This is a genomic window from Pseudomonas sp. PDM20, from assembly GCF_014852575.3.
Lineage (GTDB): Bacteria > Pseudomonadota > Gammaproteobacteria > Pseudomonadales > Pseudomonadaceae > Pseudomonas.
This window is the reverse complement of the sequence record NZ_CM181224.1, coordinates 1,575,612-1,601,753: the sequence shown is the minus strand read 5'-3', so window position 1 is coordinate 1,601,753 and position 26,142 is coordinate 1,575,612. Positions and strand designations below refer to the sequence as shown.

At 64.4% G+C, this 26,142-nt stretch carries 21 protein-coding genes and 1 pseudogene; 14 read left to right on the top strand and 8 right to left on the bottom strand.

The features are described from left to right. Window positions 1-208 precede the first annotated feature (208 nt). The gene (locus IB261_RS07635) at window positions 209-907 is read right to left on the bottom strand and encodes a methyl-accepting chemotaxis protein (protein ID WP_494515528.1); all 699 of its coding nucleotides are present in this window, start codon (window positions 905-907) and stop codon (window positions 209-211) included. A 207-nt stretch (window positions 908-1,114) separates the two neighbouring features. After that, window positions 1,115-1,999: pseudogene (locus tag IB261_RS07630) on the bottom strand (cache domain-containing protein); the annotation flags it as partial. 358 nt (window positions 2,000-2,357) lie between these two features. Here IB261_RS07630 and IB261_RS07625 point away from each other — a divergent pair. Continuing rightward, on the top strand, window positions 2,358-3,401 hold the full coding sequence (locus IB261_RS07625; protein ID WP_081517801.1) for an LLM class flavin-dependent oxidoreductase: 1,044 nt from the start codon (window positions 2,358-2,360) through the stop codon (window positions 3,399-3,401). 283 nt (window positions 3,402-3,684) lie between these two features. Here the strand turns inward: IB261_RS07625 and IB261_RS07620 are convergent, their stop codons facing one another. The 3 genes from IB261_RS07620 to IB261_RS07610 form a co-directional block, all read right to left on the bottom strand. Beyond that, complete coding sequence (locus tag IB261_RS07620; RefSeq protein WP_192381843.1) at window positions 3,685-4,023, bottom strand: DUF5713 family protein; 339 nt, start codon at window positions 4,021-4,023, stop codon at window positions 3,685-3,687. A gap of 149 nt (window positions 4,024-4,172) precedes the next feature. Further along, window positions 4,173-5,810: an MFS transporter gene (locus IB261_RS07615; protein ID WP_192289485.1), complete on the bottom strand. Its 1,638-nt coding sequence runs from the start codon at window positions 5,808-5,810 to the stop codon at window positions 4,173-4,175. A gap of 126 nt (window positions 5,811-5,936) precedes the next feature. After that, window positions 5,937-7,601 carry a GMC family oxidoreductase gene (locus IB261_RS07610; protein WP_192381841.1) on the bottom strand — a complete coding sequence of 555 codons (1,665 nt, stop codon included), beginning with the start codon at window positions 7,599-7,601 and terminating at the stop codon, window positions 5,937-5,939. A 124-nt stretch (window positions 7,602-7,725) separates the two neighbouring features. Between IB261_RS07610 and IB261_RS07605 the strand changes: the two genes are divergently transcribed. The 7 genes from IB261_RS07605 (at window position 7,726) to IB261_RS07575 (ending at window position 16,331) form a co-directional block, all read left to right on the top strand. Next, window positions 7,726-8,652, top strand: a complete 927-nt coding sequence (locus IB261_RS07605; RefSeq protein ID WP_192381839.1) for a LysR family transcriptional regulator — start codon at window positions 7,726-7,728, stop codon at window positions 8,650-8,652. A gap of 843 nt (window positions 8,653-9,495) precedes the next feature. Then, entirely contained in the window at window positions 9,496-9,966 is a 471-nt protein-coding gene (locus IB261_RS07600; RefSeq protein ID WP_192381837.1) for a BRO-N domain-containing protein, read from the top strand. Between the two features lie 198 nt (window positions 9,967-10,164). Beyond that, window positions 10,165-10,893 carry a WGR domain-containing protein gene (locus IB261_RS07595; protein ID WP_192381835.1) on the top strand — a complete coding sequence of 243 codons (729 nt, stop codon included), beginning with the start codon at window positions 10,165-10,167 and terminating at the stop codon, window positions 10,891-10,893. Between the two features lie 288 nt (window positions 10,894-11,181). Beyond that, a complete protein-coding gene (locus IB261_RS07590) occupies window positions 11,182-11,577 on the top strand; it encodes a cysteine peptidase family C39 domain-containing protein (protein WP_192381833.1) in 396 nt (131 codons plus the stop codon). Beyond that, window positions 11,531-11,878 carry a BRO-N domain-containing protein gene (locus tag IB261_RS07585; protein WP_192381832.1) on the top strand — a complete coding sequence of 116 codons (348 nt, stop codon included), beginning with the start codon at window positions 11,531-11,533 and terminating at the stop codon, window positions 11,876-11,878. Before IB261_RS07590 ends, IB261_RS07585 begins: the two co-directional genes overlap by 47 nt. A 321-nt stretch (window positions 11,879-12,199) precedes the next feature. Further along, window positions 12,200-14,278, top strand: coding sequence for an O-linked N-acetylglucosamine transferase, SPINDLY family protein (locus tag IB261_RS07580; protein ID WP_192381830.1), 2,079 nt, complete (start codon window positions 12,200-12,202; stop codon window positions 14,276-14,278). Window positions 14,279-14,327: 49 nt separating this feature from the next. After that, window positions 14,328-16,331, top strand: a complete 2,004-nt coding sequence (locus IB261_RS07575; RefSeq protein WP_192381828.1) for an O-linked N-acetylglucosamine transferase, SPINDLY family protein — start codon at window positions 14,328-14,330, stop codon at window positions 16,329-16,331. A gap of 93 nt (window positions 16,332-16,424) precedes the next feature. Here the strand turns inward: IB261_RS07575 and eco are convergent, their stop codons facing one another. The 3 genes from eco to IB261_RS07560 all read right to left on the bottom strand — a co-directional run bounded on the left by eco (window position 16,425) and on the right by IB261_RS07560 (window position 18,766). After that, a complete protein-coding gene (gene eco, locus IB261_RS07570) occupies window positions 16,425-16,907 on the bottom strand; it encodes a serine protease inhibitor ecotin (protein WP_192381826.1) in 483 nt (160 codons plus the stop codon). 109 nt (window positions 16,908-17,016) lie between these two features. Beyond that, window positions 17,017-17,754, bottom strand: a complete 738-nt coding sequence (locus IB261_RS07565; RefSeq protein ID WP_192381824.1) for a tellurite resistance TerB family protein — start codon at window positions 17,752-17,754, stop codon at window positions 17,017-17,019. A 289-nt stretch (window positions 17,755-18,043) separates the two neighbouring features. Then, a complete protein-coding gene (locus IB261_RS07560; protein ID WP_151186218.1) occupies window positions 18,044-18,766 on the bottom strand; it encodes a tellurite resistance TerB family protein in 723 nt (240 codons plus the stop codon). A gap of 262 nt (window positions 18,767-19,028) precedes the next feature. Between IB261_RS07560 and IB261_RS07555 the strand changes: the two genes are divergently transcribed. The 6 genes from IB261_RS07555 to IB261_RS07530 all read left to right on the top strand — a co-directional run bounded on the left by IB261_RS07555 (window position 19,029) and on the right by IB261_RS07530 (window position 26,134). Further along, a complete protein-coding gene (locus IB261_RS07555) occupies window positions 19,029-19,940 on the top strand; it encodes a LysR family transcriptional regulator (RefSeq protein ID WP_081517787.1) in 912 nt (303 codons plus the stop codon). A 296-nt stretch (window positions 19,941-20,236) separates the two neighbouring features. Next, on the top strand, window positions 20,237-21,691 hold the full coding sequence (locus tag IB261_RS07550; protein ID WP_412548382.1) for a gamma-aminobutyraldehyde dehydrogenase: 1,455 nt from the start codon (window positions 20,237-20,239) through the stop codon (window positions 21,689-21,691). 251 nt (window positions 21,692-21,942) lie between these two features. Further along, window positions 21,943-23,088 (top strand): putative ABC transporter substrate-binding protein YdcS, encoded by a 1,146-nt coding sequence (ydcS, locus tag IB261_RS07545; RefSeq protein ID WP_081517785.1) that lies wholly within the window; start codon window positions 21,943-21,945, stop codon window positions 23,086-23,088. 254 nt (window positions 23,089-23,342) lie between these two features. After that, window positions 23,343-24,371: an ABC transporter ATP-binding protein gene (locus IB261_RS07540; RefSeq protein WP_138212585.1), complete on the top strand. Its 1,029-nt coding sequence runs from the start codon at window positions 23,343-23,345 to the stop codon at window positions 24,369-24,371. 1 nt (window position 24,372) lies between these two features. Further along, window positions 24,373-25,323, top strand: a complete 951-nt coding sequence (locus IB261_RS07535; protein WP_412548381.1) for an ABC transporter permease — start codon at window positions 24,373-24,375, stop codon at window positions 25,321-25,323. Continuing rightward, window positions 25,313-26,134, top strand: coding sequence for an ABC transporter permease (locus IB261_RS07530; protein WP_192381820.1), 822 nt, complete (start codon window positions 25,313-25,315; stop codon window positions 26,132-26,134). Before IB261_RS07535 ends, IB261_RS07530 begins: the two co-directional genes overlap by 11 nt. Window positions 26,135-26,142: the final 8 nt, after the last annotated feature.

The following is a 26,142-nucleotide window of genomic DNA, read 5'->3' as shown; positions in this document are numbered from 1 at the left end:
GCGGATAACGCTGGCGCGTTATGCGCCCTACGATTGCCATGAGGCACGTCCGTAGGATGGCGTGGAGCGCAGCTATACCCATCGACCCGGCGCGCGGACTGTAGGAGCGCGCCATGGGCGCGATCGCGGGCATGGCCCGCTCCTACAGGGGAACACCGTTCTCGCACACAAAGAAAAAGGGCCCGCCTTCGCGAGCCCCTTTTCCCCATCAAGTCCTGAACCGCGACACCAGGCGGTTCAGCTCGTCCGACAGCCCGCTCAGGGTCTGCGCATCGCCCCGCGTGGCGTCCGCCAGGCTAGCGACTTCCTGGGCGTCGCGGTGGATCTGGCTGATGTGCCGGTTGATCTCTTCCGCCACCTGGTGCTGTTCCTCGGCAGCGGTGGCGATCTGGGCGTTCATGTCGCGGATCACGTCCACCGATTCGCGGATCGCCCCGAAGCACGCGCGCGCCTCGCGGATCGAACCGACAGTGCGCTGCGACGCCTCCAGGCTCGACTGCATCTGTCGCCCGGTGTCATGGGTGCGGCGGGCCAGGGTGCCGAGCAGGTTGTCGATCTCGCCGGTGGATTCCGCCGTGCGCCGCGCCAGCGCGCGCACCTCGTCGGCCACCACGGCAAAACCCCGGCCCTGGTCGCCCGCCCGCGCCGCCTCGATGGCCGCGTTGAGTGCCAGCAGGTTGGTCTGCTCGGCGATGGAGCGGATGGTCCCGAGGATCGACTGGATGTCGTTGCTGTCCTGCTCCAACTGGCGCATGGCGTCGGCCGAGTGGGCAATCTCGTCGCTCAGACGACCCACGCTGTCCACCGCCTCGTCGATCTGCAGTTGGCCATCGTGGGCCTGGCGCTGGCCGCTGTCGGCGGATTCCGCCGCCTGGCTGCAGGAGCGCGCGACCTCGTTGGCGGTCATCACCATCTCGTTGAATGCGGTGGAGACCATGTCCACCGCCTCACGCTGACGCGCGGCGGTATCGGCCAGCGCCTGGGAGGTTTCGCGGCTGCTGCCCGAGCTCTGGTGGATGCTGCCGGCGGCGGTGCCGATGCTCTGCACCAACCGGCGGATCGCATCGAGGAACTGGTTGAACCAGCCGGCCAGTTGCGCCGTCTCGTCGCGGCCACGCACGGCAAGACGGCCCGTGAGATCACCGTCGCCCTGGGCGATGCCTTCCAGGCCTGCTGCCACCGCGCGCACCGGGCGCACCACCAGCCCGGCAAACAGCGAGCCGAGGCCGGCGAACACCAGCGCGATAATCACCGCCACCAGGGCGATGCCCCAGGTCAGGCGTGTCGCCTTGCTCATCACCTCGCTTTCCTTGATCAGCCCGACGAAGCGCCAGCCCAGGGTCTCGGACGGCCAGACGTTGGCGAGGTAGGGCTCGCCGCCGATAGTCACTTCCACCAGCCCTTTCTGCGCACTGGCCAGGCGCTGGAAATCGCCGCCCAGCTCGCCCAGCTGTTTGAAGTTGTTCTCCGGGTTGTGCGGGTCGACCAGGATGGTGCCGTCGCCTTCCATCAGCATCAGGTAGCCGGATTCGCCCAGGCGGATAGCCTTGACGATATCGGTCAGGCGCTTGAGCGAGACGTCGATATTGACCACCCCGCCCTGCGGGCCGAACTGGTTGGCGAAGGTGCGCACGCTGCTTACCAGCACCACCTTGTCCGCGGCCCAGTAGTAGGCTTTGGTGCGCAGGGTCTTGCCCGGCTGGGCCATGGCTGCCTGGTACCAGGGGCGGGTGCGCGGGTCGTAGTTGGCCAGCTTGGCGTCGCCCGGCCAGAAGCTGTAGCCGCCCTCGCGGGTGCCCAGGGAGACGTAGGCGTAGTCCGGGTGGCTCTGCGCCAGGCCGGTGAAGAGGTCGAACACGCGCTTGTCCAGCTCCCCGGTCGGGTGCTGCGCGGCGTCGGCACCGATGTACTGCTTGAGACTGCTGTCGATGGCCGTCAGCTGGGGATGGCCGGCGAGGTATTCGACGTTCTGGGTGATGCCGTCGAAGAATATCTGCATGGCGTTCTCGACCTGGCGGATCTCCCGGCTACTGCCGTCGATGAAGCTTTCCCGCGCCTCGCCGCGCAGGTTGAGGATCACCAGCACGGCGACGAGGATCACCGGCAGGCTGGCGATGGCGGAAAAGGCGAGGATCAGTTTTTGTTTGAGGTTCATCCCTACTCCCTTGGTCTGCTCGCGGCAGAAACGCCTTGCAGACATCCCGTATTATGGTATACCAATATGCAACGGATTCCCTAGCGCGGAAAACGGCCACTCATCCCGCCGCCGCGCCTGACCGCCGAAAAGCAGCGATGCGTGCCTGCGCATCTCCCGCCGGCTGCCGCGCCGGATACAAGAAAGGTTCGAGGTAAGCGATATGAAGTTTTCCCTGTTCGTGCACATGGAGCGCTACGACGACCAGCCCAGCCACCGCCAGCTGTTCGAAGAGCTCACCGAGCTGACGCTGATGGCCGAGGCCGGTGGCTTCTCCACCGTCTGGATCGGCGAGCACCACTCCATGGAGTACACCATCTCGCCGAGCCCGATGCCGCTGCTGGCCTATCTCGCCGCGCGCACCCAAACCATCCGCCTGGGCGCCGGCACCATCATCGCGCCCTTCTGGCACCCCATCCGCGTGGCGGGCGAATGCGCCCTGCTCGACGTGATCAGCAACGGCCGCATGGAAGTGGGCCTGGCGCGCGGCGCCTACCAGTACGAGTTCGACCGCATGGCCAACGGCATGCCGGCCGGCGACGGCGGCAAGTACCTGCGCGAGATGGTCCCGGTGGTGAAGGCACTGTGGCAGGGCGATGTCGCCCACGAAGGCGAGATCTGGAAGTTCCCCACCTCCACCTCCTCGCCGCGCCCGATCCAGAAGCCGACCCCGCCGATGTGGATTGCTGCCCGCGACCCGGACTCGCACAACTTCGCGGTGGCCAACGGCTGCAACGTGATGGTCACACCGCTGATGAAGGGCGACGAGGAAGTCGTCGACCTGAAGAACAAGTTCGAGGCTGCCCTGGCCAACAACCCGGATGTGCCGCGCCCGCAACTGATGGTGCTGCGCCACACCCACGTGCACACCGCCGACGATCCGGAAGGCTGGAAGGTCGGCGCCGAGGCTATCTCGCGCTTCTACCGCACCTTCGACGCCTGGTTCGGCAACAAGCAGACCCCGGTCAACGGCCTGCTGCCGCCCAGCCCCGAGGAGAAGTTCAAGGAGCGCCCGGAGTTCGAGCTGGAGAACATCCGCAAGAACACCATGATCGGCACCCCGGAAGAAATCATCGCGCGCATCCGCCACTACCAGGAACTGGGCGTGGACGAGTTCAGCTTCTGGGCCGACAACAGCCTGCCGTATGAGCAGAAGAAGAAGTCGCTGGAACTCTTCATCAAGCACGTAGTGCCGGCGTTCCGCTGATCACCGCTGCTTGCCACAAAGGGCGCCTTCGGGCGCCTTTTGTTTTTCTTCTCGCACCCATCGATATCGGGAAAAACCTCGAACGCAGGATGGCGTGGAGCGCAGCGATACCCATCGACTCCGGCGCTCCGACAGCATGGGTATCGCTGCGCTCCACCCATCCTACAAGGTGCCTCCCTCCCAGCCCGCGAACTACCCAGCTCCTACAGGCGGACTCCGGCTTCCCAATGAAAAGGCCCGGCTTCAAGCCGGGCCTTCGTCATTTCACGGAAGCTCGAACGATCTACCACTCGCGTGGCGCGATCAGTTCCTCGATATCGGCATCGAAGCCATAGGCCTCGGCGATGAAGGCGACATCCCCGCCGATATTGTCGCGAGCGGCGGTCTCGATCTCGCTGCCCTGGTCCTCGAACTCCTCGCCCAGTGCATTGAAGGCCAGGGTGGTTTCATGGGTCAGCGCGTACAGCGCATCCAGGTCCGCCGGTGCCTGCGCCTCGATGGTCTCGCACAGCGCCACCAGCAGTTGCTGGCCCTTGGCGACCAGATGCGGCGGGAAGTAGCTGTCGCGCTGCATCTCGTCGAGGAAGGTGTACTGACTCAGCTTTTCGTTCTTGATGGCCATGATCGTATTCGCTCCTTGAGTGATCCGGCGGTGTACCGGGCACGGCATCCTAAGGCGAAGCCGCAGCCGATGCCACGCAGGACTCCCGCGCTGGCGACAAACATGAAAAAGCCCGGCAACCAGCCGGGCCCTTTCACCTCAGCCGGGGATCAATCCGCGTGGATGTCGTTGTCCTTGGTCTCCTTCAGGAACAGCAGCGAGCAGACCAGGCTCATCGCCGTGATCAGCACCGGGTACCACAGGCCGTAGAAGATGTTGCCGGTGTACACCACCAGCGCGAACGAGATGGTCGGCAGCAGTCCGCCGAACCAGCCGTTGCCGATGTGGTACGGCAGCGACAGCGAGGTGTAGCGGATGCGCGTCGGGAACAGCTCGACCATCAGCGCCGCCAGCGGGCCGTAGCAGCAGGTGGCGATGAAGATCAGCGCGACGATGATCGCCACCACCATCGGCCGGTTCACCAGCGAAGAGTCGGCCACGGTCGGGTAGCCGGCATCCTTCACCGCAGCGCCCAGCGCGGCGGCGTCGAAGCCCTCGAGGCGCTTCTCGCCCACCGTCACCACCAGCTCGCTGCCGGCCGGCGCGGCCACCGTGCTATAGGGCACGCCGCCCTTCACCAGCAGGGTCTTGGCCTTGTCGCAGGCGCTGTCGAATTTGGCCTTGCCCACCGGGTCGAACTGGAAGGTGCAGGTGGCCGGGTCTGCCATCACGGTGACCGGCGCCTGGCGCGTGGCCGCATCGATCTGCGGGTTGGCGTAATGGGTCAGCGCCTGGAACAGCGGGAAGTACAGCACCGTGGCCAGCAGCAGGCCGGTAATCAGCACCGGCTTGCGGCCGACCTTGTCCGACAGCCAGCCCATCACCACGAACAGCGGCGCGCCGATCACCAGGGAGATGATCAGCAGCCCGTTGGACAATGCCGGGTCCACCTTCAGCACCTGGGTGAGGAAGAACATCACGTAGAACTGCGCGGCGTAGAAGGTCACCGCCTGGCCCGCGTTGATGCTGAACAGCGCGATCAGGACGATCTTCAGGTTGCCCCAGTGGGTGAAGGACTCCTTGAGCGGCGACTTGCTCACCTTGCCCTCGGCCTTCATCTTCAGGAACGCCGGCGACTCGTGCATCGACAGGCGAATCCAGGTGGAGATACCCAGCAGCACGATGGAGATCAGGAACGGCAGGCGCCAGCCCCAGGTTTCGAACTCGGCGCCGGTGAGCTGGCGGCAACCCCAGATCACCACCAGCGAGAGCAGCAGGCCAGCGGTGGCAGTGCACTGGATCCAACTGGTGTAGGCGCCACGCTTGTGGTCCGGCGCGTGCTCGGCCACATAGATCGCTGCGCCACCGTACTCACCGCCCAGCGCCAGGCCCTGCAGCAGGCGCAACACGATGAGGATGATCGGCGCGGCCACGCCGATGGTGGCGTAGGCCGGCAGCAGGCCCACCGCGAAGGTCGACAGGCCCATCAGCAGGATGGTGACGAGGAAGGTGTACTTGCGCCCGATCATGTCCCCCAGGCGGCCGAACACCAGCGCGCCGAAGGGGCGGACGAGGAAACCGGCGGCGAACGCCAGCAGGGCGAAGATGAATGCGGTGGTGTCGTTGACCCCGGCGAAGAAGTGCTTGGCGATGATCGCCGCCAGCGACCCGTAGAGGAAGAAGTCGTACCACTCGAACACCGTGCCGAGCGACGAGGCGAAAATCACCTTGCGCTCGTCGCGACGCGAGGTCGCGGGCCGCTCATAGGAGCTGGTCTGTGTCGCACTCGTGATTGCTGGATCGGTCATTGCGGGCTCTCCCGCCCCTTCTGGGGGCTTTTGTTTTTGTCAGCCTCGACTGCCACGGTTTTCACACCGCGCGATACCGTTGATTTGCTACACGCCAAATAAAAAAGTGGGCAGACGGGATCGCCGTCACGCCACCGGAGCTTCCTCCTGTGTGCGCCCACTGGAAGGGATGACCTCCGCGCCACGCGCGGGTTCGCTCAAAATCATCTGCGCGGCCTTTTCCGCGATCACCAGCACCGGCGAGCAACTGTTGCCGGAGGTCAGGCTGGGCATGATCGAGGCATCGGCGATACGCAGGCCGGGAATACCGTGCACGCGCAACTGGCTGTCCACCACCGCGCCCTCGCCCTGGCCCATGCGGCAGGTGCCGGCCGGGTGGAAGATGGTGGTGCCGATCTCGGCGGCGGCGCGGTGCAGGTCTTCCTCGGTCTGGTAGTCCGGGCCGGGCTTGAACTCCACCGGCTGGTAGCGCGCCAGCGCGGGCGCGGCGGCGATGCGACGGGTCAGGCGGATGGCGTCGGCGGCCACGCGCAGGTCCTGCGGGTGGCTCAGGTAGTTGGGCTGGATCACCGGCTTGTCGCGCGGGTCCAGCGAGCGCAGCGTCACCGAGCCACGACTCAGCGGACGCAGGTCACACACCGAAGCGGTGAACGCCGGGAAGCTGTGCAGCGGCTCGCCGAAGCGCTCCAGCGACAATGGCTGCACGTGGTATTCGAGGTTGGCCGAGCGCTGGTTCGGGTCGGACTTGGCGAACGCGCCCAGCTGGCTCGGCGCCATGGACAGCGGGCCGCTGCGCTTGAGCAGGTACTCCAGGCCCATGCCCATCTTGCCCCACAGCGTCGAGGCGATCTGGTTCAGCGAGGGCGCGCCGTTCATGCGGTAGATCAGGCGCAGCTGCAGGTGGTCCTGCAGGTTGCCGCCGACGCCGGAAAGCTCATGGCGCACGCCGACGCCGTGTTTCTCCAGCAGATCGCGCGGGCCGATGCCGGAGCGTTGCAGCAGCACCGGCGTGTTGATCGCACCGGCGCAGAGAATCACTTGACGCCGGGCCCGCAGCTCGCGCCGCGCACCCTGCCAGTTCACTTCCAGCCCGGCGGCGCGACCGTTTTCCAGCAGCACGCGCAGGGCCTCCACGTTGGTCAGCACAGTGAGATTGGGGCGGTTGGCGATGGGCCGCAGGAAGGCCTTCGAGGCGTTCCAGCGCACGCCGGAACGCTGGTTCACCTGGAAGTAGCCGCAGCCTTCGTTGTCGCCGCCATTGAAGTCGTCCACCGGGCGCACGCCGGACTGCGCTGCCGCCTCGCGGAAGGCATCGAGGATGGTCCACGACAGCCGCTGCTTCTCCACCCGCCATTCGCCGCCCGAGCCATGCAACTCGCTCGACCCGCCGAAGTGGTCCTCCATCTTCATGAACAGCGGCAGCAGATCATTCCAGCCCCAGCCAGCGTTGCCCTCGGCAGCCCAGCCGTCGTAGTCCAGCGCCTGGCCACGCATGTAGATCATGCCGTTGATCGAGGAGCAGCCGCCCAGGGTGCGCCCGCGCGGGTACTTGATGGCGCGGCCGTTCAGACCCGGCACCTTCTCGGTGTCGAAGCACCAGTCGGTGCGCGGGTTGCCGATGCAGTAGAGGTAACCGACGGGAATGTGGATCCAGGGATAGTTGTCCGGGCCGCCGGCTTCGAGCAGCAGCACGCGGTTGGCAGGGTCGGCGGACAGGCGATTGGCCAGCAGGCAGCCGGCAGGGCCCGCGCCGACGATCAGGTAGTCATAAGCATCCAGTGCCTGGGGCATGGAGAAGTACCTCGTCGTGCTTGTTCTTTTTATCTGAGGACCGAGCCTAGTCGTTCGTTCGTGATAAAAGAACAGTCGTTTCGAGTCAGCTGCTGTGCGTTTTCTAACAACAAGGACTGCCGAGATGTTCGACTGGAATGACCTGCGCTACTTCCTGGAGCTGCACCGCAGCGGGCGTCTGCTGACCACTGCCAAGCGCCTGGGCACCACCCACGCCACGGTGGCGCGGCATATCGAGAGCATCGAGCGCGACTTGGGCACCCAGCTGTTCGCCCAGCACACCGGCGGCTACCAGCTCACCCCGGCCGGCCAGGCGCTGCTCAAGCACGCCGAGGCCATGGAAAACACCGCCCTCCTCGCCCAGGAGGAAATGAGCCAGGCCATCTCGCCGCTGGGGCAGATCCGCATCGGCGTCACCGAAGGCCTGGGCACCATGTTCCTCGCCCCGCGCCTGGGCGAGCTGATGCAGCGCTACCCCGGCCTGGAAGTGGAACTGGTGTCGGTGCCGCGCTTCGTCAGCATCACCAACCGCGAGGCGGACATCGCCATCACCCTGGAGCGCCCGAGCGCCGACCTGGTGATCAGCCGCCGCCTGACGAGCTACCGCCTGAGCCTGTTCGCCAGCCCCGCCTACCTGGAAAACGCCCCGCCCCTGCGCGACCGCGAAGACCTCAGCCGCCACCCGTGGATCGGCTACGTCGACGACCTGCTGTTCAGCCAGGAACTGCTGTTCCACCACAGCTTCTGCCGCCACCCGCAGGTAGTGTTCCGCAGCACCAGCGTGGTCGCCCAGCAACAGGCCGCCCAGGCCGGCATCGGCATCGCCATCCTCCCGCAGTACATGGGCCTGCACGACCCGCGGCTGGTGCCGGTGCTGCCGGAGGAATTCATCGAACGGGAATACTGGATGTGTACCCGGCGCGAACTGCACCGCTCGGTGCGGCTGCGACTGGTGTGGGATTTCCTGGTGGAAGTCTGTGGGCGCGAACAGGGGATTCTGGTGGAAGGGAAATCCTTTATGCAGGCCGATCCGAAAGAGACTTCGTATTAAAAGGACAATACAACCTGACTTACTCAGAACAAAGGCTTTCAACTCCCTAAAACCCCCAACCAAAGACCATAAAATGAAAGAAACAAATGCACTTACCAAGATAATAATCAACACCCTAAACGAAGCATTATGCAAGAGCGGATATACTGCCTTCTTCAAAGCAGCAGTATTTGCATTTGGACTATCTCTCATATCCATGTTCCAAGCGGGCTCATTTCTTTATGAGCGAGACATAGATGCACACAAATCAGCGTACGAAATCGAGGAGATCTCCGAGATTTCGATTAAAGAAACCGACTGCAAGACACTAAAGACACATTACACCGAATGCCGGATTGCAAAACACAAATACGAAACATTGGATAGCAGCCTAGAACTATTGAACTTAATCGCAACAAACAGTCTACATTTTGGATATCTCCTGCTGGTAATATCCGTCGTACTATTCCTAGCATCCCCCATATACAAACGTATTGAACCAACCAAACCTCACTTTGAAAAAATCAATAAATTTAAACAATTCAAAACCTCTAAGAAACCCGAAAGAAAACGTCAATCCTCCATTAGGAATCCCGCTAAGCCTACGCCATTGAAAACTTCGATCTGTGACACCAAAAAATTCTAAGCCAACATCAGAAGATCGAGAAAAGACATCTCACAAATGTGCGACAGCAAGATGATCAATATAAAATCCTACAGCTGATTCTTACCTCAAACCCAGAAGCATCCTTATTGAAGAAAACAGCATAACCTCCTACCTTCCGCCGACATGGTGCTGAACACACCCTCGCGGCGGAATACATGCCCGTTAGCATGGAGCGTTACGTATAGGACGCCCAATCCATGTCCCTTTCCACAACCCAAACACCATTCCTCCCCACCACTTTCTACCGCCACAAACGCCGCCTGCGCGCCCTGCTGATCGAGGAGCAACCGTGGTTCGTCGTACGCGATCTGGCGAAGCTGATGCGTGCCTACCTGGAAGAACGTCTGGAACACAACCTGGACGCGGACCAGTTATGTCGCCGTTCGATCCTGGGTGAGTACCAACCCACCGAGGAAGTGGAGTTGGTCAGTGAATCCGGTTTGTACGCCACGCTGATTCACTTCTATCACCCGGAAAACCGCTGCATCCGCCAGTGGATCACCCAGACAGTGGTGCCCAGCCTGCGGGCGGAAGCTGGCGGCGGGCCGACTGAAGGCCCACGCCGTCGCCAGTTGCATTGGGAGCGCGAGCAACTGAGCGTGCTCGATTGGCAGGGACAGGTCTGGGTACCACTGCCGGAGTTGCCGCAGGCGTTGCGCCTGAGTTGATGGTGAGCGCCCCGCGGCGATGGCTGCGGGGCGCTCTCCTACAATGTGCCCCGGCTGCACTCGTAGGGCGCATAAAGCGGAACGCTTTATCCGCCGACCAGATGGCGGATAACGCCTGGGGCGTTATGCGCCCTACGCGCTCGACCATCCGACACGGAATCCAGATAATCCCTCACCTGCAAACCACCCGAGGTCAGGATGAAGGCGTCACTGAAATTCACGGAAGAAAAAGCGGACAAGTTCTGGCGAGTTGAAACGCTGGGCTCCGAATTGCTGCTCAATTACGGCAAGAGCGGCACCAGCGGCCGCAACCAGATCAAGGCATTTGCATCCCCGGAAGACTGCGAGGCGCAGGCCCGGAAGCTCACCCAGGGCAAGATGACGAAGGGTTATGTCGACTTCCCCTTCGACTATGACAGCCACCGCTACTTCGACGACGAGGAAGTCGGGCTGCATCGCCTGACCTCGCACCCGCGCTTCGTCGCCCACTTTGCCGATGACGTCTACTACGACTGCTGTGATGAAGACGCGCCCTTCGGCAGTGATGAGGGCAGCGATGCCCTCGGCGAGCTCGCCAACTGCGTGCGTACGCAGAAGTACCTCAACATCGTGGATTTCCCCCGCTGGCTTATCGAAAACCAATGGGAAATGACCTTCCTCGAGCCCACTTCAATCGATATCGAGGAAGCCCTCAAACCCGAAAACAAGGCGCTTGAGCCGGACCTCTACCAGAGCTGCCAAGTCGTCATCGCCACAGCGTTCGGGCAGGTGAAGATCACCGGCAGCCTTGAGCCTGCGCTGAAATCCTCCGCCTTGGCAGCCATCGCGTGCCTCGACAGGATGGGCGTCCAGTTGGGATGGGGGGATGGTAAGCCTTCGGCGATCCTCGACCAGATGAGCAAGGACCTGGCTGCATTCTGCAAGTGAGAGCGATCCCGCAGCCATTGCTGCGGAGGGTGATCCCTGTAGCAGCGCGATCGTGGGCATGGTTCGCTGCTGCAGGGAGCGGGTGACTCCGCCCGAAGCAAACCTGCATTCCCCCGAAAGCATTAGGACCCGATTCCCTGCGAGTAAGGATTTGAAATGGCAGTTCGTCTGAAACATCTGATTTAGAGCCATCGCCTTACACCAGCATTGCTGAACGCAAGCTGAACAAAGAACACTTCCTGAGTGGGGTAGCGCTATCCAAATCCCCCCCTGACAGGAAGTACCGCAATGACTGCTCCGGAACGCTCGGACGCTCCTCCCCCACCACTCGATAGCGGCCTTGAATGCCTGGTTACTCTGGCGCGATTTCATGGCATCGCCGCCAGTCCCGAACAACTGCGTCATGAGTTCTCCGACAGTTCCTCCGTGTTCAGTCATGACCAGTTGCTCCTGGCTGCGGCCAAGCTCGGTCTGAAAACCAGGGCCGTACGGACACGCCCGGAACGCCTGGCGCAAACCCCGCTGCCAGCCATCGCCGAAACCAACGATGGCACCTACTTCATCCTCGCTCGTGTCGACCAGGGCCAGGCACTCATTCAGGTCCCCGGTGCGGCACGCCCGCAGACACTCGCCATAGATGAGCTCAGCTTTCCTGGAAGAACGCGCCGCGCGCAATCTCGATGACGACCAGCGGTGTCGCCTGATGGTCCAGGGTGATCACGGCCGGGTCGAGGAAATGGAGCTGATCAGCGAATCCGGCCTGTACGCCTCGCTGATCTACTTCCACCACCCGGAAAACCGCTGCATCCGCCAGTGGATCACCCTGACCGTGGTGCCAAGCCTGCGGGCGGGAAATGACGCTGCTACGGAGAAACCGCGCCGCCGCCTGCTGCGCTGGGAGCGCCAGCAGTTGAGCGTGCTGGATTGGCAGGGGCAGGTCTGGGTGCCGCTGCCTGAATTGCCGCAGGCGTTGAGCCTGAGTTGATGGTGAGCGCCCCGTAGCGATGGCTGCGGGGCGCGCTCCTGCAATGTGTTCCTCCCTGCACGCTGAAACATCCTGCGCCGTCGTGATGGCGGATTACAGCCTTACGGAAGCGGTCCCAGGTTCGATCTTGGGCCAAAGCCAATTCCTAGCTCGCTTTCAGTACTCCCCTACAGAAGCAACCGACGAACTCACGCACTCTGCTGCCGAAAATGGCCACCGCACTTTTTCGTGCCGCTCCCTCACCTATACATCTGGGGAGCAGCGGACACCAAAACCCATGTCGTGCTCCTCCAGCAGGCAATTCGAATCAGAGAGTCGGGAATGAAACGTTCAAACAGAAACATCCCCCATCGAACCGGCCAGCAACGCCCGGCCAACCTGATCGAGACCACCTACGCGCAAGTCGTTGCCCTATACCAGAACAACCAGCTCACCGAGGCACTGGAGCTATGCCGCAGCAAACTCCTGAAGCTCGCCCCCAACCATGCGGGCGGCCTGCTCTATGCGGGAGTGATCTGCTACCTGAGCAATGATTTTCCAACTGCAGAGAAATACCTCAAGGCCGCCACAAGAGCGGGCAACAGCCCAGATGCCTATACCAACCTGGCACTGACGCTGGCAGCCATGCACCGCCTTCCCGAGGCGGAGTCCGCCTATCGTCGTGCGGTCGCGCTGAACCCTCAGGCGGATAGAGCCTGGAACAATCTCGGCAACATCCTGAAGAACAGCTTCCAGGCGGAGCGGCGCAACGAGGCGCTGGAATGCTATCGCCGTGCAATCGCGGCTAACCCTCGCTACGCCAATGCCTACAACAACCTTGGCCATGCGCTTGACTCGATCAGCGGCGACAAAGCCGGAGCCGAAGAGAACTTCCGTGCGGCCATTGCCCACAATCCGAAACTTCTCCAGGCCCATCTGAACCTTGCAGACATACTCGACAGGACCGGACGCGTCCACGAAGCCCTGGAGTGCCTGCGGGCGGCCCTCGCCCTGCAGCCGGGCAACTTCCAGGTTACTGGACGCATCCTCGGCCTACGCCGCAGTCTGGCGGACTGGGATGACGCGCAGAAGCCCTCCATGAGCGACTTTCTCGCCGCACGGCCAACAAGCGATACCAGCGAGTTCCAGCCACTGAATCTGCTCGCCTGGCCAGAAATCGACGCCGCAACCCAGCGCGAACTGGCCGGCAAGTTCGGCCGCACCCGCTGGGCGGCATCCCTGGCGGCGGAGCCGTTGGTTTCGTCGGTCGCGCAACCACATACCGGCCGTCTGCGCATCGGCTATCTGTCGGCGGACTTTCGCAATCACCCTGTGGCGCATCTGGTTACGCAGGTCATTGCTGCCCATGACCGGGAGCGCTTTGAGGCACATCTCTACGCTTACGGGCCGGAGATCGATGATGAAGAGCGCCGCCAGCTGATCCAGGCTGCCGACCACTTCACCGTCATCAGTCGCATGGACGATCTGGAAGCGGCGAAGCTCATTCGTGACGACCAGATAGATATCCTGGTCGACCTTACCGGCTACACCACCCATGCCCGTCCTGGTATCTGCGCCCTGCGCCCGGCGCCGGTGATTGCCTCGTGGATCGGCTACATCGGCACACTGGGTGAGACTCGGCTGGCCGACTACATCATCGGCGACGCAGTCGTCACACCGCCGGAACACGCAGAGCAGTTCAGCGAAGCCCTGGCCCTGATGCCCGAGTGCTTCCAGCCAAACTGCCCGATGACACCGCTGGCTGCACCACCACCTCGCTCGGCGGAAGGATTGCCCGACGACGCAATCGTGTTCTGCAGCTTCAATCAGGTCTTCAAGTTCACGCCGCAACTCTGGGACGACTGGTGCGAGATTCTGCGTAATGTGCCCAAGGGCGTGCTGTGGATAGCACCCGGTTCATCCGAGGTGATCCGCAACAACCTGCTCAAGGAAACGCGCAAACGCGGAGTTGCGCCAGAGCGCATTGTCTTTGCCGACCGCAAGTCGCTGGCCGAGCACCGCTCCCGGGTTGCACTTGCCGATATCGCTCTGGACACCTATCCCTATAACTCCGGCGCCACAGCAAGCGACACGCTGCGCGCTGGTGTGCCGCTGATTACCTGCATGGGTGAAACCTTCGTCAGCCGCATGGCGGGGAGCCTGTTGCATGCGCTGGGCCTGGATGAGCTCAGCACCCGTCATCGTGCCGACTACGTTCAGCTTGCCATCCGGCTGGCAAACGACGCGCCGAAACGAGAGGAACTGCGGCGCACGCTCGGCGAACGCCTGGCCACTTCCACCCTGTACCGGCCGGAAGTCTTCGCCCCCCAGCTGGAAGCGCTGTTCAGTGCCATGCATGAGCAGGCTCTGAGCGGGCAACGCGGGACCATCGACCTCAGCCGCCGCATCACTGCCTGCTAACGACGCAATGAGGTCGGCCCCTGTGCCCGGCGCGGGAGCCCCTCAGTGGATGCACCTCACTTTCCCGGATAACCCCATACGCCAGCTCCGATCCTCCCTCTCCCCGCAAGCCGTCCTCGCCGCGCTGCAGAACGGCGATGCGCAGCAGGGGGAGGCTCTGGCGCGGCAGTTACTTCGCTCCAGACCAAGGGACGCCGACGCGCTGCACCTGTGCGGCGCCGCCTGCCTGATGCAGGGCAAGGCAGCCCAGGCGCGGGAGCAATTCAAGCGGGCGCTGGGCGTGCGCAAGGACCCCACCTATTACCTGAACCTGGGCCTGGCCGAACAGCAACTGGGCAATGTCCAGGCCGCGGAGGACGCACTGCGCGGTTGCCTGCACCTGCAACCCGGCAATGCCAAGGCCGCCAACAACCTGGCGAATATCCTCGACCACCAGCGGCGTCACGCCGAGGCCGAGCAGTTCTACCGCCAGGCGATCACCCGCAAGCCCGGTTATCTGCTGGCTTACCGCAACCTGGGCAGCCTGCTTCGCGGGCAGGACAGGGGCGCCGAAGCTATTGACCTTCTCCACCAGGCACTGACCCTGAGCCCGGAGAGCAGCGAGATCCAGCTGGAATTCGCCCGAGCGCTGGAGGATGGCAAACGCTTCGGCGAAGCAGCCCACTGGTACGCCAAGGCGCAGCGCTGGGCTGAACTGCAACGGGTGCAAAGAACCCTTGGCGCCTGGCCGCAGCTCCGGGCGGTGGACGAAGCGCTATTGGACGGGCTACGCGCGCCCTCCCACGACCCCATTGACCCTTGGAGCCTGATCAACGTCCCGGCTCTCACTCCGCAGCTACATCGAGATGCTGCCCGCCACTATGCCGAAGCCAACTGGCCGGTCGAACTCAGTGCCGCGCCACTCGCCACAGAACCTGCACCCGGCGAACGCCTGCGCATCGGCTACCTGTCCAGCGACTTCTACGGGCACGCTACGATGCATCTGATGATGGGCGTGATCGAGAGTCACGACCGCTCGAAGGTGGATATCCAACTGTTCGACTACAGCCCTGAACGCGATGACCATTTCACCCGGCGCATCGCCGCGACGGGGCTGCCGCGCCACGACCTGCGCGAGTTGTCCGACGAGGCGGCGGCGCGGCTGATCGCCGAGCAGCGCCTGCACATATTGGTGGACCTCAAGGGCTACACCACCGGCGCGCGTCAGGGCATCACTGCGCTGCGTCCGGCTCCGGTGATCGTCAACTGGCTGGGCTACCCCGGCAGCCTCGGCCACCCGCGCCTGGCCGATTACCTGAACAGCGACGCGACCGTGACGCCGGCCGCGCACGCGGAGCATTTCAGCGAGACCCTGGCGCTGATGCCGCACAGCTACCAGCCCAATGATCGTGATCGACCCTTGACTACGCCACCCAGCCGCAGTGAGGTGGGGTTGCCGGAGCAAGGCGTGGTGTTCTGCAGCTTCAACCAGTTGCTCAAGCTCAATCCGACTGAGTTCGACCTCTGGTGCCGCCTGCTGCGGGAAGTGCCGGGCAGCGTGCTCTGGCTGTTGGAGCCTGAAGCCGAAGAAGCCCGCGAGAACCTGCGCCGGGAAGCTCAGGCGCGCGGCCTCGGGGCCGAGCGACTGGTGTTCGCCCCGCGACTGAAACAGGCGGAGCACCTGGCTCGCCTCGCTCTGGCCGATATCGCGCTGGACAGTTTCCCCTGCACTTCACACACCACTGCCAGCGATGCGCTATGGGCGGGTGTGCCGCTGATGGCGCGACTCGGCGAAACCTTCACCAGCCGTGTGGCCGGGGGCCTGCTCAGGGCTCATGGATTCGATGAGTTGGTGGCGACGGATGCGCAGGACTACTTCGAACGGTTGAAGACGCTGGCGCTCGACGAAGCCACGCGCACGGAGCTGCGGCAGCGGTTGGCAGCGGCGCGGATGAGTTCACCGCTGTTCGATACGGCGCGCTTCACGGCCGATCTGGAGGCGTTGTTTGCGGCCATCTGGCGGCATCACAGTGCTGCGCCGGAGGGTCGCGCTGCGGTGGTGGCCGCGGGGTAACAACTGTAGGAGCAAGCGTGCCCGCGCCCCACCGGGTCAGCGTCGGCCTTGCCGACGGATCGCGGGCATAGCCCGCTCCTACAGGGGGAGGCGTTACTCGGCGCGAGCCTTCTCGACCTTCTCGGAGGCCGACCACAGGCGGTAGCGGACTTCGACGTCCTTTGGCGCATAGATCACGATGGGTAGCTTGCTGTTGTAGCGCAGCACGAAGCCATCTCCGACCACCGGGACGAAGTCCTTGCGGGTCTTGCCATCCGGGCAGGCCATCAGGGTGCTGGCCGGGCCACTGACCTTGTCCAGGCGGTAGTAGGAGTAGCCCCAGCCTTCCAGGGTCTTTTCTTCCAGGGTGCCCCCCAGGCGCTGGCGGTTGCAGTCGACGGTCATCGTCTTGCCGGCGAGGATCTCGACCTTGAAGTTCTCTTCCTGCGCCTGCTTGGGCAGGTGGATGACCTGGCGCACGAAGCCGTCCTCGGCCTTGGGATAAGGCGCGACGTCTTCCAGCTTGGCGGCGTTGGCGAAGGTGGCGGTGGCGCTGAGCAGCAGCGCGGTGGGGAGGGTGAAACGTACGAACGGCATGAAGCCTCCTTGCAGAATTGAAGAACGAACGCACCTTGTGGGTGCGTTCGTCCGAGCGCTCTGACCGTCAAATTGTACGAACGCTCCTACATCCGTGCGCTGAGTTGTATCAAGCTACTTCACCGCCGGCCTTGGCCTGCTGCTCCAGGTGCGCCTGGAGTTCCGGGGCCAGGTTGAGGTTGTAGGCGAGTTCGTCCAGGTAGGTGCGCTCGGTGCCCTGCTGGTCGTCCACCAGCATCACGCTGACCAGGTACATCTCCGCAGCCACGGCCGGGTCGCCCTGGGCGGATTCGGCGACTTCGGCGGCGTCCAGCGGCTTGCGCACCTCGGCATCGAGCCAGTCCTGCAGCTCCGGCTCATCGGTGTGGCGGGCGATTTCGGCCTGGATGGCGGCCTTTTCCTTTTCATCGATGCGACCGTCGGCCTTGGCGGCAGCGATCATGGCGCGCAGGATCGCATGGCTGTGGGCCTCGGCCTCCGGGCCGGAGAGCTGGTCCACGGTCATCAGCGACTGCTGCTGCGGTGCTGCAGCCGGGTGCTGGCGCTGGTAATTCTGATAAGCCTGGAAGGCCATCATGCCGAGGGAGGCGAGCATGGCGTAGTTGATGCCGCCGCTGCTGCCCGTGCGGCCTTGCGGCGCGCGACCGCTGTTCATGCCGCCTCCGAGCATGCCCCCGAGTACATCGCCCAGACCGCCGAGTCCACCCCCGGCGCCGCCGGAAGAGCCGCCCAGCAACCCACCCAGCAACCCGCCGAGGCCACCAAGGCCTCCCGCGCCGCCGCCCTGTTGTCCCGATGCGCCTTGGCTGCCGCGCAGCAATTGTTCCAGTAGATCTGCAGTGTTCATGGAGTGACCCTCGCCGGCTTGCGTGGCGCGCCGGGCGGCGTCGCCAACCTGTTGCAGCAATGAGCTCTGACCTGCCTTGAGCAGTTGATCGAAAAGAGAACCAGCATTCATGAGATGACATCTCTCGCTATGCGTTGGGCAACGATAGTCCCGCCACACCGATGCGCCAGCGCCGTTCGCCGGCCGGGTGTCAGGGCGGGACACCCGGGGCGAAGCCTGCCGCCGCGAGAGATTACCAGCCAGGCGATTGCCGCCCGGCGCCGACTTCAGCCGGCGATTGCGAGGAAGGTCACGCGGGCACGGCGTCCAGCGCCTTCTGCGCCTGGGCTTCCAGCTCGACCTTGAGGCCGGCGTCGAGGCTCAGCTGGCGGGCCAGCTCGTCAAGGTAGGCGCGTTCCATGTAGCTGGTCTCGTCGACCATCAGCAGGCTGGCCAGGTACATCTCGGCGGCCATTTCCTCGCTGGTGGCGGCGCGGGCGACTTCGGCCGGGTCCAAAGGTTTGGCCAGTTCGCGGTCCAGCCAGCCCTGCAGTTCGACGTCGCCGGTGAGCTTGGCGATTTCGCCGTCGATCAGCTGGCGTTCGCGATCATCGATATGCCCGTCGGCCTTCGCGGCGGCGACGATGGCCCGCAGGATGGCGTGGCTGTGCTGCTCGGCCTGCGCCGGTGGCAGGCGGTCGACGGTCTGCGGCTCGCCGCGCGGGGCACTGGCCTGCTTCTGCTGCCAGTTGCCGTAGGCCTTGTAGGCAAGCACGCCGAGCGCCGCGAGGCCGCCATAGGTGACGACGTTGCCGCCGATCTTGCGCGCCTTCTTGCTGCCCATCAGCAGGCCCAGCGCGCCCGCCGCCAGGGCGCCTCCACCGGCACCGGAGAGCAGGCTGCCCAGGTCCAGGCCGCCGCCCTTGCTGGACGAAGAGGACTGTTGGGCGCCGTCCTGCCGGGCCACGCCCTTGTTCTGCAGGAGGTCCTGGCCGGATTTGAGGAGTTGGTCGAGCAGGCCGCGAGTGTTCATGGCGATCTCCACTGTTCTATCGGAAATTGTGTCTATCGAAAATTGTGGATTCCGACTCTAGTCCAGCGCACGGCCGGGACGCAGCGACAGTGTGCTTCTGGATATTGCGGGCCAATGCCGGCGGGTCCGCAGGGCAAATGGGCCGCTTTCATTCGATTTAAAAGAATGCTCCTATAGATTTTCGATAATCAACAATGAAAAGCGCCGAGAGCGGATAGACAAGGCTCTAGATCGCGGCTCCGCGCACCAGCGGCCAATCACCATGATGACGCTTCGCCAGATTCGCCATTTCATCGCCGTCGCCGAGACCGGCTCGATTTCCGCCGCCGCCCAGGCGGTGTTCATTTCCCAGTCCACCCTGACCCTCGCCATCCAGCAGCTGGAAGAAGAGATCGGCGTGCGCCTGTTCGACCGCCACGCCAAGGGCATGACCCTGACCCACCAGGGCCACCAGTTCCTGCGCCAGGCGCACCTGATCCTGGCCACGGTGGAGAACGCCAAGCGCAGCCTGCAGCAGAGCACCGACCAGGTGGCCGGCAGCCTGACCATCGGCGTGACTAGCCTGGTAGCGGGTTACTACCTGGCGGACCTGATCAACCGCTTCCAGCGCGCCTACCCTAACGTGCAGACCCGCGTGGTGGAGGACGAGCGCCCCTACATCGAGCACCTGCTGGTGAGCGGCGAGATCGATGTCGGCGTGCTGATCCTCTCCAACCTGGAAGACCGCCACGCCCTGCAGACCGAGGTGCTGACCCACTCGCCGCACCGTCTGTGGCTGCCGGCGCAGCACCCGCTGCTGGAGCGCGACAGCATCGGCCTGGCCGATGTGGCGGGCGAGCCATTGATCCAGCTGAACGCCGACGAGATGGGCCTGCACACCCAGCGCATCTGGTCCCGCGCCGGGTTGGTACCGCAGGTGACGCTGCGCACGGCGTCGGTGGAGGCGGTGCGAAGCCTGGTGGCGGCGGGCCTGGGCCTGTCGATCCAGCCGGACATGACCTACCGCCCCTGGTCGCTGGAAGGCGACATCATCGAAGCGCGGCCGCTGGTGGACCTCTCCGAGCCACTGGATGTCGGCCTGGCCTGGCGCCGTGGCACCGCGCGGCCACCGCTGGTGGACCCGTTCCTCACCGTGGCCCGCGAGCAGCCCAATGCGAAGAAGCTGTCGATCTGAGGAGAGCGACTCCGAGTCTATGTAGGGCGCATAACCGCTTGCGGTTATGCGCCGAGAAGTTTCGGAACTGCGCGGACGGCGGATAACGCCTGGGGCGTTATGCGCCCTACAAGTTCGGTGCAGCAAAGTCAGCCATTCGATTTAATCGAACGCCGCTTTCAGTAATTAGAATTTGTCGACCCCACGCCCGGACTCTAGTCTCTGCCCTCATACAAAGGGCCAGCTCCGGGTATCGCCCCATCCGGAGCACGCACATGGCCACCGAAAACAAGACAGATAAAAGACGAGTTTCCAAGATGACCGGCGCAACCCTGCACACCGCCTTGCTGATCGACGGCCAACTGGTCGCCGGCGAAGGCATGGCCGAGCCGATCATCAACCCGACCACGGGCGACACTCTTATCAGCATCGCCGACGGCTCCCTGGACCAGGTCGAGCAGGCCATCGCTGCCGCGCACCGCGCCTTCCCCGCCTGGGCTCGCACCACGCCTGCCCAGCGCGCCACCGCCCTGCTCGCCATCGCTGACGCCATCGACAAGCGCGCGAACGACCTCGCCCAGCTGGAATCGCTGAACTGCGGCAAGCCGCTGCACCTGGCGCGCCAGGACGACATTCCGGCCACCGCCGACGTGTTCCGTTTCTTCGCCGGCGCGGTGCGCTGCCAGCAGGGCCAGCTCGCCGGCGAATACGTGCCCGGCCACACCAGCATGGTGCGCCGCGACCCGGTAGGCGTGGTCGCCTCGATTGCGCCCTGGAACTACCCGCTGATGATGGCCGCGTGGAAGATCGCTCCCGCGCTGGCCGCCGGCAACACCCTGGTGTTCAAGCCGTCCGAGCACACCCCGCTGAGCATCCTGGCGCTGGCCCCGGCGCTGGCAGAAATCCTCCCCGCCGGCGTGATCAACATCGTCTGCGGCGGCGGCGAAGGCGTCGGCAGCCACCTGGTCAGCCACCCGAAGGTGCGCATGGTGTCGCTGACCGGCGATATCGTCACCGGGCAGAAGATTCTCCAGGCCGCCGCGCGCACCCTCAAACGCACCCACCTGGAACTGGGCGGCAAGGCGCCGGTGATCGTCTGCAACGACGCCGACCTCGAAGCCGTGGTCCAGGGCGTGCGCACCCACGGTTACTACAACGCCGGGCAGGACTGCACCGCCGCCTGCCGCATCTACGCGCAGGCCGGTATCCATGACCGCCTCGTCGCCGAGCTGGGCGACGCCGTGGCCAGCATCCGCTTCGCCCGCAAGCGCGATGCCGACAACGAGATCAGCCCGCTGATCAGCGCCCGCCAGCGCGACCGCGTGGCCAGCTTCGTCGAACGCGCCCTCGGCCAGCCGCACATCGAGCGCGTCACCGGCGCCGCCGTGCATTCGGGCCCCGGCTTCTACTACCAGCCGACCCTGCTGGCCGGCTGCAAGCAGCAGGACGAGATCGTCCAGCGCGAGGTGTTCGGCCCGGTGGTCACCGTGACCCGTTTCGACCAGCTGGAACAGGCGGTGGACTGGGCCAACGACTCCGAGTACGGCCTGGCCTCCTCGGTATGGACGCAGAACCTCGACAAGGCCTTCCAGATCGCCAACCGCCTGCAGTACGGCTGCACCTGGATCAACACCCATTTCATGCTCGCCAGCGAGATGCCCCACGGCGGGCTCAAGCGCTCGGGATACGGCAAGGACCTGTCCAGCGACTCGCTGCAGGACTACAGCGTGGTGCGCCACATCATGGCGCGCCACGGCCAGCGACTGGATTGAACCACCCGGCGGGGTCGCCCGCCGGCACATAAAAAGAAGCCCTGCATCAGGGCGTGTGAAAACGTAGCGAGCGACGGTCAGGCAAGGCGAAGTCGCTCCGGGAAAGCGGAGTTTATGCCCATAAATGAGCATTTCCCGGAGTGGCTTCAACGCAGCCTGGCCGAGCGCAGTAGTTTTCTCACGTCCTGAAGGGCTGTTGCTCGATTGATCCTGCCCCACCAATAGAGACAACAACGAGAGGGAGACACCCGATGCGCAAGACCGCACTGCTCAGTGCCATCACCACCGCCCTGCTGGCCAGCGCCGGCGTCCAGGCCGCCGAGGCCCTGAAGGAAGTCGGCAAAGGCGAAGGCCGCCTGGACATCATCGCCTGGCCCGGCTACATCGAGCGCGGCCAGTCCGACAAGAACTATGACTGGGTCACCCAGTTCGAGAAGGACACCGGCTGCCAGGTCAACGTGAAGACCGCCGCCACCTCCGACGAGATGGTCAGCCTGATGGCCAAGGGCGGCTACGACCTGGTCACCGCATCCGGCGACGCTTCCCTGCGCCTGATCTACGGCAAGCGCGTGCAGCCGATCGATCCGTCGTTGATCCCCAACTGGAAGAACATCGACCCGCGCCTGAAGGACGCCGCCTGGTACGTGGTCAACGGCAAGACCTACGGCGCGCCGTACCAGTGGGGCCCGAACCTGCTGATGTACAACACCAAGGTCTTCCCCACCGCGCCGGACAGCTGGAAGGTCGTGTTCGACGCCCAGAACCTGCCTGACGGCAAGTCGAACAAGGGCCGCGTGCAGGCCTACGACGGCCCGATCTACGTCGCCGACGCCGCGCTGTACCTGAAGGCGACCCAGCCGGAGCTGGGCATCACCGATCCGTACCAGCTCGACGAGAAGCAATACGCCGCCGTGGTCGAACTGCTGCGCAAGCAGCATGACCTGATCCACCGCTACTGGCACGACACCACCGTGCAGATGAGCGACTTCAAGAACGAAGGCGTCGCCGCTTCCAGCGCCTGGCCGTACCAGGCCAACGCCCTGAAGGCCGAAGGTCAGCCGATCGCCACGGTGTTCCCGAAAGAGGGCGTCACCGGCTGGGCCGACACCACCATGCTGCACGCCGAAGCCCAGCACCCGAGCTGCGCCTACAAGTGGCTGAACTGGTCGCTGGAGCCCAAGGTCCAGGGCGACGTGGCGGCCTGGTTCGGCTCCGTGCCAGCCGTACCCGAAGGCTGCAAGGCCAGCACCCTGCTCGGTGCCGAAGGCTGCGCCACCAACGGTTACAACCAGTTCGACAAGATCGCGTTCTGGAAGACCCCGGTGGCCGAGGGCGGCAAGTTCGTCCCGTACAGCCGCTGGACCCAGGACTACATCGGGATCATGGGCGGCCGCTAAGGCAGGGATTTTTCCCGAGCGCCTGACAGCTCCCTCTCCCTTCAGGGGGACGCCTAGTCAGAGGGTTGGGGAGAGGGAATCCGGGCTCCGTGCCTGAGGCTCGCCCTCTCCCCCAGCCCCTCTCCCTGAAGGGAGAGGGGGGCCAGTCCTGCGCGGCAGCCAGCACCGAACCACATCCGTACCGATTCACCCGTATCTCAGATTCACGGGCAGGGCTCCCCTACGCCGGATTCCTGCCCCTTGGAGCGTGCACCATGACCACCCCCGCTGTTCAATTCACCCAGGTCTCCCGCCAGTTCGGCGACGTCAAGGCCGTTGACCGGGTGTCCATCGACATCAAGGACGGCGAGTTCTTTTCCATGCTCGGCCCGTCGGGCTCGGGCAAGACCACCTGCCTGCGCCTGATCGCCGGCTTCGAGCAACCCAGCGCAGGCTCCATCCGCATCCATGGCGAGGAGGCCGCGGGCCTGCCGCCCTACCAGCGTGACGTCAACACGGTATTCCAGGACTACGCGCTGTTCCCGCACATGAGCGTGCTGGAGAACGTCGCCTACGGCCTGAAGGTGAAAGGCATCGGCAAGGCCGAACGCCTCAAGCGCGCCGAAGAAGCCCTCGGAATGGTCGCCCTGGGCGGCTATGGCGTGCGCAAGCCGGTGCAGCTTTCCGGCGGCCAGCGCCAGCGCGTGGCCCTGGCCCGCGCTCTGGTGAATCGCCCGCGCGTGCTGCTGCTCGACGAACCCCTCGGCGCCCTCGACCTCAAGCTGCGCGAGCAGATGCAGAGCGAGCTGAAGAAGCTGCAGCGCCAGCTGGGCATCACCTTCATCTTCGTCACCCACGACCAGAGCGAAGCGCTGTCCATGTCCGACCGCGTCGCGGTGTTCAACAAGGGCCGCATCGAGCAGGTCGACACCCCGCGCAACCTCTACATGAAACCGGCCACCCCGTTCGTGGCTGAATTCGTCGGTACCTCCAACGTGCTGCGCGGCGACCTCGCCCAGGGCCTGACCGGCAACGCCCAGCCCTTCTCCATCCGTCCCGAGCACATCCGTTTCGCCAATGGCGAGCGCAGCGCCTCGGACATCGAGATCAGCGGCCTGCTGCACGACATCCAGTACCAGGGCGCGGCGACCCGCTACGAGATCCGTCTCGACAATGGCCAGAACCTCTGCCTCAGCCAGGCCAACAGCCAGTGGGCCGACATCGACCTCGCCCACCAGCCGGGCCAGCGCGTGACCGCCCGCTGGGCGCGCGAGGCGATGGTGGTGCTGAACGAGGGCGCGTGACATGGAACTGACGATGAACGCTCCGCTGCCGCAGGCCTGCAATGGCCCGCTGCGCCGCCTGTGCAACCTGCTCTACCGCAAGCCGACGCTGTACCTCTCGCTGCTGCTGATCCCGCCGCTGCTGTGGTTCGGCGCGATCTACCTCGGCTCGCTGCTGACGCTGCTGTGGCAGGGTTTCTACACCTTCGACGACTTCACCATGACGGTGACGCCGGACCTGACCTGGGCCAACTTCGGCTCGCTGCTCAGTGGCTCCAACTTCGACATCATCCAGCGCACCGTGCTGATGGCGGTTGCGGTGTCCATCGCCAGTGGCGCGGTGGCCTTCCCCATCGCCTACTACATGGCGCGCTACACCACCGGCAAGACCAAGGCGTTCTTCTACATCGCCGTGATGATGCCGATGTGGGCCAGCTACATCGTCAAGGCCTACGCCTGGACCCTGCTGCTGGCCAAGGGCGGCGTCGCCATTTGGTTCGTCCAGCACCTCGGTCTTGAGCCCGTGCTGAACCTGTTGCTGGGCATTCCGGGCATCGGTGGCAACACCCTGTCGACCTCCAGCTTCGGACGCTTCCTGGTGTTCGTGTACATCTGGCTGCCGTTCATGATCCTGCCGATCCAGGCCTCCCTGGAACGCCTGCCGCCGTCACTGCTGCAAGCCTCGGCCGACCTCGGCGCGCACCCGCGGCAGACCTTCCTGCAGGTGATCCTGCCGCTGTCGATCCCCGGCATCGCAGCCGGCTCGATCTTCACCTTCAGCCTGACCCTGGGCGACTTCATCGTGCCGCAGCTGGTGGGCCCGCCGGGCTACTTCATCGGCAGCATGGTCTACGCCCAGCAGGGCGCGATCGGCAACATGCCAATGGCCGCCGCCTTCACCCTGGTGCCCATCGTGCTGATCGCGGTCTATCTCTCCATCGTCAAACGCTTAGGAGCCTTCGATGCACTCTGACTCTTCATCTCAAGGGCAGGCTTCCTGGGGTCTGAAAGCGGCCGCCTGGGGCGGGCTGGTGTTCCTGCACTTCCCGATCCTGATCATCTTCATGTACGCCTTCAACACCGAGGACGCGGCCTTCAGCTTCCCGCCCAAGGGCTTCACCCTGCACTGGTTCAGCGTCGCCTTCGCGCGCCAGGACGTGCTCGAAGCCATCGAGCTGTCGGTGAAGATCGCCAGCGTCGCCACGCTGATCGCCATGTTCCTGGGCACCCTGGCCGCGGCCGCGCTGTACCGCCGCGACTTCTTCGGCAAGGAAGGCATCTCGCTGATGCTGATCCTGCCGATCGCCCTGCCCGGCATCATCACCGGCATCGCGCTGCTGTCGGCGTTCAAGACCCTCGGTATCGAGCCGGGCTTCCTGACCATCGTCATCGGCCACGCCACCTTCTGCGTGGTGATCGTCTACAACAACGTCATCGCGCGCTTCCGCCGCACCTCGCACAGCCTCATCGAAGCCTCGATGGACCTGGGCGCCGACGGCTGGCAGACCTTCCGCTACGTGATCCTGCCCAACCTCGGCTCGGCGCTGCTGGCCGGCGGCATGCTGGCGTTCGCGCTGTCCTTCGACGAGATCATCGTCACCACCTTCACCGCCGGCCACGAACGCACCCTGCCGATCTGGCTGCTCAACCAGTTGGGCCGCCCGCGCGACGTGCCGGTGACCAACGTGGTGGCGATGCTGGTGATGATCGTGACCATGCTGCCGATCCTCGGCGCCTACTACCTGACCAAGGGTGGCGAGGGCGTGGCGGGGAGCGGCAAGTAACTTGGGTG

Excerpts from the sequence above, each read along its gene's own strand:
- IB261_RS07635 (WP_494515528.1), bottom strand. The coding sequence starts at position 907 with ATGACCGCCAACGAGGTCGCGCGCTCCTGCAGCCAGGCGGCGGAATCC.
- IB261_RS07625 (WP_081517801.1), top strand. The coding sequence starts at position 2,358 with ATGAAGTTTTCCCTGTTCGTGCACATGGAGCGCTACGACGACCAGCCC.
- IB261_RS07620 (WP_192381843.1), bottom strand. The coding sequence starts at position 4,023 with ATGGCCATCAAGAACGAAAAGCTGAGTCAGTACACCTTCCTCGACGAG.
- IB261_RS07615 (WP_192289485.1), bottom strand. The coding sequence starts at position 5,810 with ATGACCGATCCAGCAATCACGAGTGCGACACAGACCAGCTCCTATGAG.
- IB261_RS07610 (WP_192381841.1), bottom strand. The coding sequence starts at position 7,601 with ATGCCCCAGGCACTGGATGCTTATGACTACCTGATCGTCGGCGCGGGC.
- IB261_RS07605 (WP_192381839.1), top strand. The coding sequence starts at position 7,726 with ATGTTCGACTGGAATGACCTGCGCTACTTCCTGGAGCTGCACCGCAGC.
- IB261_RS07600 (WP_192381837.1), top strand. The coding sequence starts at position 9,496 with ATGTCCCTTTCCACAACCCAAACACCATTCCTCCCCACCACTTTCTAC.
- IB261_RS07595 (WP_192381835.1), top strand. The coding sequence starts at position 10,165 with ATGAAGGCGTCACTGAAATTCACGGAAGAAAAAGCGGACAAGTTCTGG.
- IB261_RS07590 (WP_192381833.1), top strand. The coding sequence starts at position 11,182 with ATGACTGCTCCGGAACGCTCGGACGCTCCTCCCCCACCACTCGATAGC.
- IB261_RS07585 (WP_192381832.1), top strand. The coding sequence starts at position 11,531 with ATGAGCTCAGCTTTCCTGGAAGAACGCGCCGCGCGCAATCTCGATGAC.
- IB261_RS07580 (WP_192381830.1), top strand. The coding sequence starts at position 12,200 with ATGAAACGTTCAAACAGAAACATCCCCCATCGAACCGGCCAGCAACGC.
- IB261_RS07575 (WP_192381828.1), top strand. The coding sequence starts at position 14,328 with ATGCACCTCACTTTCCCGGATAACCCCATACGCCAGCTCCGATCCTCC.
- eco (WP_192381826.1), bottom strand. The coding sequence starts at position 16,907 with ATGCCGTTCGTACGTTTCACCCTCCCCACCGCGCTGCTGCTCAGCGCC.
- IB261_RS07565 (WP_192381824.1), bottom strand. The coding sequence starts at position 17,754 with ATGAACACTGCAGATCTACTGGAACAATTGCTGCGCGGCAGCCAAGGC.
- IB261_RS07560 (WP_151186218.1), bottom strand. The coding sequence starts at position 18,766 with ATGAACACTCGCGGCCTGCTCGACCAACTCCTCAAATCCGGCCAGGAC.
- IB261_RS07555 (WP_081517787.1), top strand. The coding sequence starts at position 19,029 with ATGATGACGCTTCGCCAGATTCGCCATTTCATCGCCGTCGCCGAGACC.
- IB261_RS07550 (WP_412548382.1), top strand. The coding sequence starts at position 20,237 with ATGACCGGCGCAACCCTGCACACCGCCTTGCTGATCGACGGCCAACTG.
- ydcS (WP_081517785.1), top strand. The coding sequence starts at position 21,943 with ATGCGCAAGACCGCACTGCTCAGTGCCATCACCACCGCCCTGCTGGCC.
- IB261_RS07540 (WP_138212585.1), top strand. The coding sequence starts at position 23,343 with ATGACCACCCCCGCTGTTCAATTCACCCAGGTCTCCCGCCAGTTCGGC.
- IB261_RS07535 (WP_412548381.1), top strand. The coding sequence starts at position 24,373 with ATGGAACTGACGATGAACGCTCCGCTGCCGCAGGCCTGCAATGGCCCG.
- IB261_RS07530 (WP_192381820.1), top strand. The coding sequence starts at position 25,313 with ATGCACTCTGACTCTTCATCTCAAGGGCAGGCTTCCTGGGGTCTGAAA.